The sequence below is a fragment of the Marinilabiliales bacterium genome (assembly GCA_007695015.1).
Lineage (GTDB): Bacteria > Bacteroidota > Bacteroidia > Bacteroidales > PUMT01 > PXAP01.
On sequence record REEN01000045.1, the window covers coordinates 24401 to 37885 of the forward strand.

A 13485-nucleotide genomic window follows, 5' to 3' on the forward strand; every position below is an offset into this window, starting at 1 on the left:
ATGAACCGCCGGCAAGACAGGTTGAATATTAATCATAATGAATGCACATAAGGGAAATACATATTGACGGTTTTGGTATTTACAGTGATTTCAGGCTGCAGGGACTGGAACAGGGGGTCAATGTGATACTTGGCAGGAATGAAGCGGGCAAGAGTACGCTTCACCGGTTTCTCAGGTATACGCTTTTCGGGTACCCGCATTACAGGGACCAGAGAATGGCTCCTTTAAAGGGGGGAGGCCACGGGGGAAGGATCATTGCAACCCTGGCCACGGGCGATGAGCTGGTGGTTGACCGTAAAGGAAACGGACAATTATCGGTATATACCGGGGGACAGGAGTTTGGAAGTGAAAGCGTACTGAGCCGGTTGCTGGGGAATACAAATGAATCTATCTATAATAAGGTGTATGCCTTCACACTCGATGAGCTGGTTAGTCTTGAATCTCTTACCCAGTCCGGCGTGGAGGACAGGATGTTCAGCATTGGCATGGGTCTGGGTGATATATCGCTGGCAGATTTAGAGGATGGGATCAGAAGCCGCATTGACAAGGTACATAAGCCGGGAGGCAGGGGAAGGATGATCAGTGAAATATTGAAAAGCAATGGCGGGCTTAAGGAGGAGATAGCATCCAGGCAGGCACTTTTGCCCAGGCGAAGGGAGCTAAAGGAAGAGCTCGAGAGGACCCAAAGGGAGGCAGGCCGGGTGCAGGAACTGGCCAGGGAGAAAACGGCAGCTGCCGGCAGAGCCGGGAACCTTCTCAAATGCCACGAGAGCTGTGTAAGGTACCTGAAGGCAGCAGCGGAGCTGGAAAAACTGCCCGGGCCGCTTCCATGGCCGGAAAGGGGAATGGAGCTGATGGGAAAACTTGAGGAAAGGAAAGAAGAGTATGCCGGCAGACTGCATGCTCTCATTAAAGGGGAAGCCGGGAACATGGGCATTGATGAGCTAAAGGATCTTGTTGCAGGGACGGAATTTAACAGTAAAATTGTTAATGAGACGGGCAGGGTTGAATACCTTAAAAGCAACCTGTCTATGTATACTGGTTTGGTCACTGATTACAGGAAAGAAGCCACTTCTGTTTCCGCACTCAAAGACAGGCTGAACGGACTGGTAACGGGAATAGACCGGTCATGGACACCGGAAACAATAACCGATATCAGTGGTGGAGATATTCACAGGTCTGCCATAAGCTCTTTTATATCAGATCTTGAAGAGGTAAGAAACAAGATTATTAAGGCTGAGGCACTAGCCGGCGCAAACCGGCGGGGACTGAGCATTCGGGATATCCGTATTATAGCGGTGCTGATATCGGCGGTACTTTTAATAGCTGCCATACCTGCATTTTATTATTCTGTTCATGTTGCAGGAGGGGCTCTTGTTTTGGCAGCGTTGGCTGTCCTTGCCGGCAGCAGGATGGCAATGTCACGAAGACCGGATGCAGATCCTTCTGATGAGGTCAATCAACTCCGGGAGCAGGAGAAGAAGATCATCTCCCTGTATAATGAATACATGTCGGGCAGAATTGGAATAAAGGGAACTATTCCGGCAGGGACCGCATTGCGGGTACTGGATGAAATTGATAATGCAGCCGGAATACTTGAACGCATAAGGGAAACGGAAGCTAAACAGGAGGAGAGGAAACAGTTTATTGATGAGTATGAAAAGGTTGTAATGTCGGTTGCTCCTGTCGCCGGCATCGATGCTGTAGCGGAAGGAAGTATGGATTTTCACGCCAGCAGGATAATAGAAATTTTCAAGGATGCTGACGAAAAGCGTAAACTGAAGGAGAAGTATAGCGAAGAGCTGGAGCGGAGGACTAAAGAGATCGATGCTATTGAGAAAAGAGTTGCAGCCACTGAAAAAGAGATAGCCCGGTTACTGGATGCTGCAGGGGCCAAAGATCCTGAAGATTTCAGCCGGAAACACCGGTTAAACGAGCGAATAGGGGAGTTGACCGCTGAGAGGGACAGGACAGCAGATAACATAGAAATCATTATGGGGTCAGGACGGCTTGAAGAGGTCGTGGAGTGGTTCTCCGGCAGAAGCAAAGAAGAGACTGAGGCTGAGGTTCGTGAGCTGGAACTAGCCGTTTCGGAACTTGATGCCGCTATCAGGCAGCTTAATGTTAAAAGCGGAGAGATCACGGCCGAGATAGCCCGTATTGAAAAGGAGAGTGATATGGCCTCGCTTTTGTCAGCTCTTGAAACAGGGAAAACCATGCTGGGCAAGGCTGTCGGGGACTGGCTGGCGGGGCGCATGGCCATTGAACTTCTTACCGGTGTAAAGACCAGCTATGAAGAGGAAAAGCAGCCTGCTGTAATAAGCAGTGCAGCCGGTTATTTTTCAGATGTTACCGGAGGTGAATATGCCAGGCTGCAGGTATCTGCTGATTCAAAGGAGATGCGTGTTTACCACAGGGAAGGGATGTACAAGGCTATCGGTGAACTTAGCAGGGGGACCAGGGAGCAGCTGCTCATCTGCCTGAGGCTGGGTTTCATTGAAGAATACGAAAAGCAGTCCGAGCCCCTTCCCCTGGTCATGGACGAAGTGCTTGTAAATTCTGATCCTGACCGGGTGGCACGGATGGCCGGTTTGCTTCATAAATTCTGTACAGAAAGGCAGATGATCGTATTCAGTTGCCACCCTGGGGTCGCAGGACTTTGGGAAAATAAAAAGATAAATGTCATTGAATTAGATAGCAGTTTAAAAAGACATTGAAATGGTTATTAACAGGGATAACACCAGCCGGGTTTCTACTAATGGACATTACCCGTTGTACAACTCATCAGCGTTGAATGTGGTTAAGTATGGCGCACTTGCCGCCGCCGTGGTAATGCCGGCAGCTCACATGGTTTCATGCGGGCCTTCAGGTGACAAGGCCCGCTTGCCTGTCCGCCCCAACCTTATCTATATAGTAGCCGATGACCTCGGGTACGGGGACCTGGGATGCTACGGGCAGGAGCATATTAAAACACCCAATATTGACAGGATGGCGGAGATGGGTATGCTCTTTACACAGCACTATTCGGGAAGCACAGTGTCGGCCCCGGCCAGGTCGTCGCTCATGACAGGCCTTCATACCGGTAAAACCCAGATACGCGGTAACAGGGAAATACTTCCCGAGGGACAGTTTCCGCTTAGGGCAGGCACCGTCACCATCCCATCGCTTTTGAAAGAGGCAGGATATGTGACCGGCGCTTTCGGGAAATGGGGTCTTGGTTATCCGGGTTCTGAAGGAGATCCGCTGAACCAGGGTTTTGATCTGTTTTTCGGGTACAACTGCCAGCGTTTCGCCCACCGCTACTACCCGGAGTATATATGGGATAATGACAGCAAATACTATCTGGAAGGCAACGACTGGCACAATACTGTTACCTTTGCACCTGATGTAATTCACGACCGGACACTTGATTTTATCAGGGATAACGCCGATACCAGTTTCTTCCTTTTTGTGCCCTCGCTTATTCCTCATGCTGAGCTTATTGTGCCTGAAGACGATATCCTTGAAATGTACCGGGGCAGGTTTGAGGAGACCCCTTGGGAAGGAGTGCCCTATGGAGCGGACAGGTCTCATCTTGCACCCGGATTTTTCGGTTACTGTTCGCAGGATGAGCCAAGAGCGGTCCTTGCCGCGATGATAACAAGGCTGGACCGGCAGGTGGGGGAAATACTTGACCTGGTACAGGAACTTGGAATTGGAGAAAACACCTTTGTGATCTTTACAAGCGATAACGGGCCCCATTCAGAGGGAGGCGCCGACCCGGAATATTTTGACAGCAGCGGGGGACTCAGGGGACAGAAACGTGACCTCTATGAAGGCGGTATAAGGGTCCCGTTCATCGCCTGGTGGCCCGGTGTGGTTGAGGCAGGGTCGGTAAGCGGACACATCTCTGCTTACTGGGATATGATGCCAACCTATGCCGAACTGGCCGGTATTGAAGTCCCCGATGATACCGACGGTATTTCTATGGTCCCCGAGTTAACAGGAAAAGGTGTGCAGGAGGAGCATGAGTACCTTTACTGGGAGTTCCATGAGCACGGAGGCCGCCAGGCGGTCAGGATGGGCAACTGGAAAGCAGTCCGCCTGAACATGGGCAACAACCCGGATGCTCCCATCGAGTTGTACGACCTTGCGGCCGATCCGGGAGAGGAGAACGATATCGCCCCCATGCATCCTGAGATCGTTGCCATGGCCGGTTCAATAATGCAAAACGCGCGTACTCATAACCCCGAATTTACTTTTGCTTTCGAGAGAGAATGAAATGACTGCAATATTGTTGCCGGCGGCTGCAACAATTTGTGAGACTGTATCCCGGGGGCATTTTCAGCCTTCACATTCACACCCTTCGATATTTATAACGAATCTTTGAGAAATCTCAGTAGGTCCGTTAAAAGCAGCTCTGGCTTTAACGATAATAAAATATTCCATATCCAGCCACTCAAGGTCTCCGGTTAGCTCTTTGGGTGTTTTGTCATTGTCGTAAGTTGCACCGGTTACAATTCTTGCATCAAAATCAACAAGGCCGGGATCCTCAAACTCAGTCTGGTTAAGCATGGTTATTGAATTATGAGAATTAATCTCTGCGTCGGATAATTCAGAGTTACCCCGTACCAGTCCGATATACAACTGCGCAACAGCAGTTGAATGGCTTACAGTCCCCGCAATATTGATCGTATAGCCTTTCATGAAAGACTGCCCGTCTTCCGGTGATCTGGTAATGGTTATTACAGGTGCTTCTGTTACATCAGGTGCCAGGATTTCAGAACTGATATTTTCAGGATCCATCATCTCTTCTTTCTCGCATGCTGCCAGGAAGAAGGTGACCGACAGTAAAACAATAAGTGATCTGAGGTAGTTTGCAGCTTTCATAGACTTTATGGTTTAGGGTGGTAACGCAATTTAAATTTGTTTAATATAATAAACACATATATGGATATTTATGTTCAACGTTTGTTTATATTTTGTTTTAAAATGGGTAATTTTGTACCTGTTAGCAATCATTGGATTAAGATAAATTCAATACTTAACAGGAAATTTATATGTTACGAAATATAATTTTGCTTTCTGCGGTTGTATTCCTTTTCTTATCCGTCAGCCGCGGGAAAGACATGAGTCAATCTGAGTATGCCCGGCATATTGCCGAATGGGATTCGGCCAGGTTGCACAATCTTAAGTCCCCCACCGGATGGGCAAACCTGGCGGGACTTTTCTGGCTTCGCGAGGGTACGAACACCATAGGGTCGGCATCGGGCAATACTATTGTTTTTCCGAGGGGGCCGGAAAAAATCGGGAGCATGACCCTGGATGACGGGAATGTTTCTTTTGCTCCTGCTGCAGGAGTCAGCATCAGCGCTGACGGAAGTGCTGTTGACGGCAATATTGTTATATTCGGAGAGGGAAGCGATGCCGGACTTCTGACAGTCGATTCCCTTGGTTTTTTTATTATAAGCCGGGGTGAAAGAGTTGGAATAAGGCTGCGGGACTATATCCATCCAAGGCTCGATTCCCTTCAGGTGATCGAAAGGTTTGCAGCGGACAAAGAATGGATCATACGTGCAAAATTTATTGAAGCGGAAAAGGATATGACGATCAATGTGCCCGACGTGCTGGGAGAGATATCAAGGGAGAGTGTGCCGGGAGTACTCGAGTTTGAAATGGATGGAGAAAATGTCAGGCTCTATCCGACCGGGAGCAGGGAGCGGCTGTTCGTAATCTTTGCCGATGAAACCAATGGTTTGGAGACATATGGCGGAGGGCGTTTTCTTTATGCAGACGGGCCTGATAAAGATGGCTACGTATATCTGGATTTCAACAAGGCGTACAATCCGCCCTGCGCATTCTCACCATACGCCACCTGTCCCCTTCCCCCGGGAGAGAACTACCTCACCTTCGGGATATATGCAGGCGAGAAGGCGGTACCATTCATCTTCTGATAATACACAAACACCTCATCGCCTGAATGACATTGTCTGGCATAAAGGGGCCGGTTCTTATCAAGGCACCGGCCCCCATAAAAGCTTTGACCCTTTAAACGGTGCTGCTCTTCATCACAGTGCCGCTCTCCATCGAGGTGCCGGCCCCCACAACGAGCCTTTCCCCGTCATGGCCTGACAGCCAGCTTGATGCTTATACCCCTGATAGCCTGCCAGCCCGTTTTGTCGGTAAGCCTGACCATCAGGTGATAGTCCCCGTCATCAACACCTTCAGGCACCATGATCTCCTGTTCAGCTTGATACCCGGTTTTCCCTTCAGGAATGTCAAACTGCTCTATGAACAGGAAGGGGTTTGCCGGTGTTTTAACGGGATCCATCGGACAATCGGACATTTCAGTACTATGCGAATGGTGATCAAAATTGTGGTGAATGTCTATTGAATAGGAGCCAAGCTCAAAATTGTCAGTAAAACGGGCACTGAATCTAAAAGCTTCGCCAATATAGACCGTATCACAGTTTTGGGGAAAATGGTTTGCACCGGTCATATCTATGACAGGTAACTCAGTGTCCTTTTCTTCCTTTTCGCACGACGCAATTATTACTGAAACCACAAGACAAATAACTGAGATCCATCTGCCATTAATCGGTTTGTTGTACCAATCCATAATCACTAATTTAGAGTTTTCTGCACGCTTATGCCGCTTCACAGTTACCCTGCAGCCGGTTCGAGTACCTCAAGGTCTTCTTCAATTTCAGCCGTGTAGCCTTCCATGTCGATCACCTTAAAATGGAAATGGTATTCGCCGGGTTCGGCGTCTGCCGGCACATCAATATGTTCATGGAATGAGGTATTTTTCAGGCCCCTGAACTTGTCCATGGTTATATCAACTTCCCATTCATGATGGTGGTCGCCATTGCCAATAATGATGGTTTTTTTGTGATACCCTTCAAAATGGATCTCTATTACGATAACATCTATCCCGTTTTCAGCCCGTATATCGGCATCAATATGAAGTTCACTGCCTGCATGGACCGTCTTGCTGTTATCATGGCCCAGTTCAAAATTCCGGATCTCGGGCATCTTTATTTCATCCTTCTCGCATGAAACTGCAGCCATTGTGATTGCAAGTATTATAAAGAATCTTGTCATATCTGATATTCTGTTTTGCATCTCTATTGAATTTAGTTTGTTAGTAAAATCATTTTTAAAATCATGCTAATTTGCGACGGATAACGGCACCTTAACCGACAAAATAAAGTTCCTGCCGGACTCGGGTGCATTTATCAGCCTGTAATAGCTTACGTGATTGAAGTACTTTCTGTTCAGGAGGTTCTGAACCCTTATGTTGATATCCAGCTCCGTGTTGTTAAACTTGAAAGTCCCTCCTGCCGAAAGGTGAAGAAGCTCATAAGCCGGAGTCTCCTTTTCAGGGGGTACTATTCTTGACTGTTTGAGTGTATACACCAATTCAACTCCTGCATACGGGTCATTTAATAGGCCTTTCCCTTTCGGGGAATATAACAGATTCAGCCTTACAGACGGAGCAGGGGAGAAGGGTATGGTAAATCCCTTTTTGTTTCCCGAGAGCTGCTCAGCATAAATGTAGTCGCCAGTCAGCTCTGCAACAAGGAAGCGCAGCGGCCTGTATCTCAGCCTCACTTCCCCTCCGGTCCTCAACACCTCATTCTGAACATATTCAAATATCTGGTTGCCCGCTCCGTAAAGAAAATCATGCCTGTATGTCGGGTCCAGGTAAATATAATCCGGCGAATAGCTGACAAACGGACTCACCTCTGCACGAAAATCACCTGCATCATAGCCGGCATTCAGATCCAGTTGCCAGGACACCTCGGCATCAAGTGAGCTGTCGCCCTTTTCATATCTGAAATAGTGGTAGTTGACACCGTTTGCCGCAAGCTCTTTCGGAGTTGGCATCCTGAACCCTTTGCCGGCGTTTGCCTTCAGAAAAAGGTTGCTGCCACTGTAGATAAAACCTGCCGACAGGCTGAGACTGCCGAATTCCCTGTCAAGAGCTTCCGCCCTCGTAAGAAACACCTCCTCATACTCACCAGTTCCAGGGTTCTCAACGGGAGTAGCGAACCAGTCCACGTCCTCCCGGGTCTGCACCCTCCCGTAATCGTACCTTATCCCCGTGTGCAGACTTGTATGCCTGCCTGTATTTATCCTGTTATAAAGGTACACGCCGGTATTGAATTGCGTGAAATCAGGAATAATAAAGGCGTACCCTCCCGTGCTGTTATCCTGGTACCCTGCATTGAGTCCCAGTGAAACACTGTGCCGGTTACCAGCCTCAAAGAAATTCCTGACATTAAGCGAAAAAATATCTTTTTCGAACTCCCTCTCCAGGTGGGGCGGCCCGTCTGGAGTACCGGGAAAAACAGCCGGCATATAACCGTGATTTACATAATGGTTATTCTCCTGCCTGAAGTTTTTCTGGTAACCAGCTTCGCTTTCCAGCCTGTATATGCCTTTTTCCCAGGTAGTATGTCCCATCAACTTGAGATGGCTTACATTCTGTGACGGAAACAGAATGTCCCTGTCCGACTCGTCATACAGGTCAGTATCCACCCTCCTGGGCTCCAGTCCGTGCGCATTGGCAAAAAAGCCGCTTCTGCTGGTTACGGCCGAGGCAGATAACCGCGCTAATAAACCCGGAACAAGATACCCGGCCGAAGCGTGCAGATTCATCTCTTTTCCCGCCGTATTCCTGAGCCTCCGGTCATTCAGCATTACGTGGTACGAATAAATTTCGACGCTGTCAGCCGGTATCCTGTAGTCGGCATAGTCCAGAGCTGTAAAGCGTGATGTAATGAAAAACCGCTTACTCCTTCCCGCCAGCCAGGCCGAACCGCCAATCAGGTTATTGTTGCTTCTGCCGGTCAGCTCTATACTCCCCGAAAGGGTGCCGGCAGCAGGTACCGGGTCCTGGTGAATACGCAGCACCCCGCCTATGGCATCTGATCCGTACAATACCGAAGCGGGACCTTTAACTACCTCTATCCTCTCAACCGCATACTGGTCAATTTCCAGTCCGTGATCCGCTCCCCATTGTTGCCCCTCATGTCTTATGCCGTTTTCAACCACCACTATACGATTGAAACCCAAACCTCTGATAAGTGGTTTCGAGTGTCCTGACCCGATCTCTATCGAACTGATACCTGGTATGGCCGACAGTGAGGTCATCAGGCTGCCTCCCCTGTTCATCTCAAGATAAACCCTGTCGGCCGTTTCGGTAGTAACCGGCTCATTTCTTCTTCTTAAATCTGAGAAATTGTTCACGATGGTTACTTCAGGCAGAACCCCGGGCTGCCGCTCCATGACAATCAATATTTCCGTATCCGCCTGCGGTATCTCTATCTTTTCAACAGTTTCCCTGTAGCCAAGGTGCGAAACCGACAAATACAGACTGTCGCCGGCAGTGGCAGAAAAACCAAAACGGCCGTCAGGGCCGGAAACGGCAATAAGAATGCCGTACCCGTCAGAAACGACGGCTCCTGAAAGGGGCTGCAGATCGCTGTCCAGCACCCTTCCCCTTATATAAACCTTTTCCTGTGCCGCTGTGTATGCAAGTAACATACCAGATGCCAGCACAAGGCATAGCAACCTTCTCATTATACTGGAAGAATTACACTAAGTGGTGAGGAATTTTTTGAGTAAGATGTTTTCAGGAGAGGAGTGGAGGGGCACGCAGCAGTTTGTGGTTGCCTGTATATAGAATGGCAGGCTCCCGGTAAAAGAAAGGATATATTACAGATATTATATCTTCAGTAAAGAAGATATATACGGAATAATCAAGGCTGAATTTTGCAAGTTCAAAATCACATAGAGGACACTCCTCATGCAAATGAGTAAATTCCTGCCCGTTAAAAACAGGTGAAACCGGCTCATGGAGAGTATCATTTTCGCCGGCTCTATCTGTACCGGCCAGCGTATGATGTTTTTGGCCGTGTCTGATGGTATGGCTGCAACAACCTGCATGTGCCGGACACGAATTACTGCTTTCCTGAGCTATTCCATGAATATGGCCGGCATCATGATGGTGGTCATGGAAGATAATATGCAGCGTTTGTGAAACAAACGGGAACATTATCAGTGCCGTGAGCAGAAGTGCCTTGTGCCGGGTGAATTTATCCACGCTTCAAATTAATTCAGGTATGCAGATGCAAAATTATACAAAGAAAACTTATCTGCCTACCATTCATGCACAATAATACATGTACACTATTGTTATCAATATAATTTGAAGGATATTCCTATCTTTGCTTTTAAATATCAAGATATGTACAATTATGTGTGGCCGTAGCACACCTGATAACCTGATACACTTATGATAAATTATAAGATTACCGGAGAGATGAAGCTTTCCGATATAGTTGACAGCGACAAGAGGGCGCTCGTTTTATTCCCGAGGTTCGGTATCGAGCCTGGTTTCGGCGACCATAATGTTGAAGAGGTATGCCTGAAAAGAGGCGTTGACCTGCAGTTTTTTTTGTTGATGGTCAACACCTTTCTCAACCCTGATTACTTCCCTGACAAACAGCTGAAGCGGGTTGATGTGGATATGCTGATCAGCTACCTTGCTGAATCGCACAATTACTATCTTGAAGAGAAAATTCCATACCTTCAGTCACTTATAAATAACTTTAAAAACAGGGTCGATCACCCTGCTGTATTACAGCTTGAAAAATTTTTCGACCAGTATATCGATGAGGTCAGGGATCACCTGGCGTATGAGGATGAGACGGCCTTCCCCTATATGGAACGGATATCCGCTTACGGCAAGTCACGCCTGCCTCTTGAGAAGATTGACTACTCGGTAGATGTATTTGAAGAGAGGCATGACAATATCCAGGAGAAACTGTCTGATTTGAAGAATCTCCTCGTAAAATACTTTCCTCCGGCGGGAGACCGGTATATACGTATCAGGTTGCTGAACGAGCTGATTGATTTCGAGGAGGACCTGATAAACCATGCAAGGATTGAAGATAAGGTCCTTATCCCTGTTGTCAGGCAGCTCGAAAAACAGGTCAGGTAACACCTTGTAATTAATGAAATATGAGCCAAACCATTCTCATAGCAGAACAGTCTGAGATAATCAGGAAAGGGTTGGTCCAGATAACCGGAAATTTCAACCTGTTTGACAATATCCATGAAATTTCCTGTAGCTCGAGACTTAAAACTTCCCTGACAAGGCTTGAACCTGATGTGCTGGTTATAAATCCTGCGCTGATTGATCCTGAAATGCAGCAGTGGCTTGCCGGTTACCGTGACCGGAAGAACGGGTCAGGCGCAGTTGATACGGATGACGGCAATGAATATGGAGATAATCGTGAAAATACCGGAAAATATGAAATTAAGCCGGGCTACTTCAGGATTGCTGCGATTATCCACACCCTCATTGATGATGAATTAAAAGATCTGTTTGATGAGGTGATCCAGGTAGGTGATACCGGCCTGAAGATCAGGGGTAAAATCAACTCTATGCTAAGCAGGCCCGCTTCACCGGGCAGTCCCGTACATGATGATACATTGTCCAGCCGCGAAAAAGACGTTGTCAGGCTCCTGGCCAGGGGTTTGAGCAACAAAGAGATCTCCGAAGAGCTGTTTATCAGTCCCCACACAGTCATAACCCACCGCAAGAACATAACCCGCAAACTCAATATTAAGTCCGTCGCCGGACTGATTGTATATGCCATCATCAACGGGATAGTCAATGTTGATGAATTGCATGATAATGGAAATGTATAGATGTTTATATATATTTGAGGCTGGAAAGAGTACCCTGTAATTATAAAAATTGCTTTATGAGAACCCTCTGTTTCATATTCTTTTTGATGCTTATTGCTGAAACTGGCCTTTATTCTCAACCATGCTGTGGTGCAATAGCCGGCGGGATGGGTACTGCCGGAGCAAGAATGGGCCTGGGTACTGCAGCTCCCGGTAATTTTCAGATGCAGTTTGCATATGATTTCAATTATATGGACCGCCTGTATGATGGCACTGTAAGGCTTGAGAACAATGACCTGATCAGGGTAATTCATACCGGTGTACTTGAGGTCAACTATGGGATAAGCCGGAGGCTGTCTGTTGCTGCGATGGGTGCATATACGGGACAGGAGATCGGATCGCGGAGGATAGACGGCAGCAGGCAGGTTGACTATATATGGGGGTTCGGCGACATCATACTGATGGCCAAATACAGGCTTATGAACCCTCTTGCCTGGAGTGGCTGGGAAGTTGCTGCCGGGATAGGTCCGAAACTTCCGACCGGAAGCTACAGGCTTGCCGGTTCAGAGGGAGAGGAGTTCGGCATGGAAATACAACCCGGTACAGGTTCTTTTGACGGTATCTCCTGGCTCAGTATTTCCAAAACACACCTGTTCATTCCCAATCTCAACCTCAGATCTGGTGTTACTTTTCGTTATGCCGGGAAAAACACCGGTTACCAGGGCTCCAGGGTTTACGATTTCGGCAATGAGATACAGGCAAGTGCAGGCCTCAGTTACAGTTTTTATGCCGGGATTAACTGGGACCTGTTCGGTTTTACCAGGTACCGGTACCAGGGTACTGACATGCTTGACGGCGATCGCGTTGAAACAATCGGAGGGCAATGGCTTTTTGCTTCCCCGGGCATCGGTGCTGCAGTTACGCCGAACCTCTCACTCATGGTGCTTGCAGACATGCCCCTTTACCATGATATTAAGGGGCCACAGCTTACCTCATCTTTCAGGGTTTCAGCGGGAATTGTTTACAATATATCTGCCCGGCAAACGGTTACCTTAGCAAACCATTGAGGGAGTTCATAAGAGATTGTTCGAACCGGTCAGGATCACGCTCAACAAACCGGAAGGCGTCTCTTGTAAGGTTTACCGTCTCTTCTTCTGAAACCAGGAGGAGCAGTTGCCGCCTGACCCGCAGATCCCTGATAATTTCCTGTTCCTGGCTGTCAGGATCACTCAGATTTATTCTTCTGAATATCAGCCGTCCGTTCTCAATTTCTTCCAGGTAATGCTTGTCCAGTAATTCGCCGAGTGCTTTGTCCAGTATCAGGCATTCATCACAACGGGGCACAAAGTAGAAGTAGTAAAGATAAGCCTGGTTATTACCGGCCGGAAGAGCTGCCGGCGTGGTGACAGATGAGATGGTGCTGCCGGCTGATATGTCTGTAAACCCGTTAGTAGCCCCGTTTGCAATTCCGACTGTATATCCGCCGGCATTGGAGCATGCAGGTCTGACCGGCACCGGAAGGGTTATCAGAAAGACAAAGAACAGTGCAGAAACCGCTATCCTGAACGCGGTAACCGGAAGAGGCGTCACGGACTGCTTCCCGGATGTGGTTATATTGTATATGTATTTCATCATCTTATGGAATTAGTTCCTGTTAATGAGGGACCTTTTTATTAATCTGCAAATTTAACAAGGACTTGCAATATTTATTCTGAAATTTCCAATATTCCTATATATATTTGTAAATATAATTATATGTGGCTAATATTTTGAATAGAAATAGTTTGTCTGACAGGTTTCTGA

General features: G+C 47.8%; 12 protein-coding genes. 6 read left to right on the plus strand and 6 right to left on the minus strand.

Annotated elements, in window-relative coordinates; translation table 11 throughout:
• Window positions 1–41: 41 nt before the first annotated feature.
• Entirely contained in the window at window positions 42–2717 is a 2676-nt protein-coding gene (locus EA408_04835) for a hypothetical protein (protein TVR73433.1), read from the plus strand.
• Between the two features lie 115 nt (window positions 2718–2832).
• Window positions 2833–4260, plus strand: coding sequence for an arylsulfatase (locus tag EA408_04840; protein TVR73445.1), 1428 nt, complete (start codon window positions 2833–2835; stop codon window positions 4258–4260).
• A gap of 63 nt (window positions 4261–4323) precedes the next feature.
• Here EA408_04840 and EA408_04845 read toward each other — a convergent pair whose 3' ends face one another.
• Window positions 4324–4869, minus strand: coding sequence for a hypothetical protein (locus tag EA408_04845; protein ID TVR73434.1), 546 nt, complete (start codon window positions 4867–4869; stop codon window positions 4324–4326).
• Window positions 4870–5039: 170 nt separating this feature from the next.
• Here EA408_04845 and EA408_04850 point away from each other — a divergent pair, with 170 nt between their 5' ends.
• Complete coding sequence (locus EA408_04850; protein ID TVR73435.1) at window positions 5040–5933, plus strand: DUF1684 domain-containing protein; 894 nt, start codon at window positions 5040–5042, stop codon at window positions 5931–5933.
• A 167-nt stretch (window positions 5934–6100) separates the two neighbouring features.
• Here EA408_04850 and EA408_04855 read toward each other — a convergent pair whose 3' ends face one another.
• The 4 genes from EA408_04855 to EA408_04870 are packed head-to-tail and all read right to left on the minus strand — an operon-like array spanning window position 6101 to window position 10090.
• Window positions 6101–6598, minus strand: a complete 498-nt coding sequence (locus EA408_04855; protein ID TVR73436.1) for a DUF4625 domain-containing protein — start codon at window positions 6596–6598, stop codon at window positions 6101–6103.
• A gap of 44 nt (window positions 6599–6642) precedes the next feature.
• The gene (locus tag EA408_04860) at window positions 6643–7104 is read right to left on the minus strand and encodes a DUF4625 domain-containing protein (protein ID TVR73437.1); all 462 of its coding nucleotides are present in this window, start codon (window positions 7102–7104) and stop codon (window positions 6643–6645) included.
• Between the two features lie 45 nt (window positions 7105–7149).
• Window positions 7150–9567 carry a TonB-dependent receptor gene (locus EA408_04865; protein ID TVR73438.1) on the minus strand — a complete coding sequence of 806 codons (2418 nt, stop codon included), beginning with the start codon at window positions 9565–9567 and terminating at the stop codon, window positions 7150–7152.
• Between the two features lie 52 nt (window positions 9568–9619).
• Entirely contained in the window at window positions 9620–10090 is a 471-nt protein-coding gene (locus EA408_04870) for a hypothetical protein (protein TVR73439.1), read from the minus strand.
• A 192-nt stretch (window positions 10091–10282) separates the two neighbouring features.
• On the opposite strand from EA408_04870, the gene EA408_04875 reads away from it, so the two are divergent.
• From EA408_04875 to EA408_04885, 3 genes are read left to right on the plus strand one after another with little or no spacing between them, the layout of a single operon-like run.
• Window positions 10283–10990 (plus strand): hemerythrin domain-containing protein, encoded by a 708-nt coding sequence (locus EA408_04875; GenBank protein TVR73440.1) that lies wholly within the window; start codon window positions 10283–10285, stop codon window positions 10988–10990.
• Window positions 10991–11010: 20 nt separating this feature from the next.
• The gene (locus EA408_04880; protein TVR73441.1) at window positions 11011–11703 is read left to right on the plus strand and encodes a helix-turn-helix transcriptional regulator; all 693 of its coding nucleotides are present in this window, start codon (window positions 11011–11013) and stop codon (window positions 11701–11703) included.
• 56 nt (window positions 11704–11759) lie between these two features.
• The gene (locus tag EA408_04885) at window positions 11760–12749 is read left to right on the plus strand and encodes a transporter (GenBank protein ID TVR73442.1); all 990 of its coding nucleotides are present in this window, start codon (window positions 11760–11762) and stop codon (window positions 12747–12749) included.
• On the opposite strand, the gene EA408_04890 is transcribed toward EA408_04885, so the two are convergent.
• Window positions 12730–13317 (minus strand): hypothetical protein, encoded by a 588-nt coding sequence (locus tag EA408_04890; GenBank protein TVR73443.1) that lies wholly within the window; start codon window positions 13315–13317, stop codon window positions 12730–12732. The two genes, EA408_04885 and EA408_04890, sit on opposite strands and share 20 nt — an antisense overlap.
• Window positions 13318–13485 lie beyond the last annotated feature (168 nt).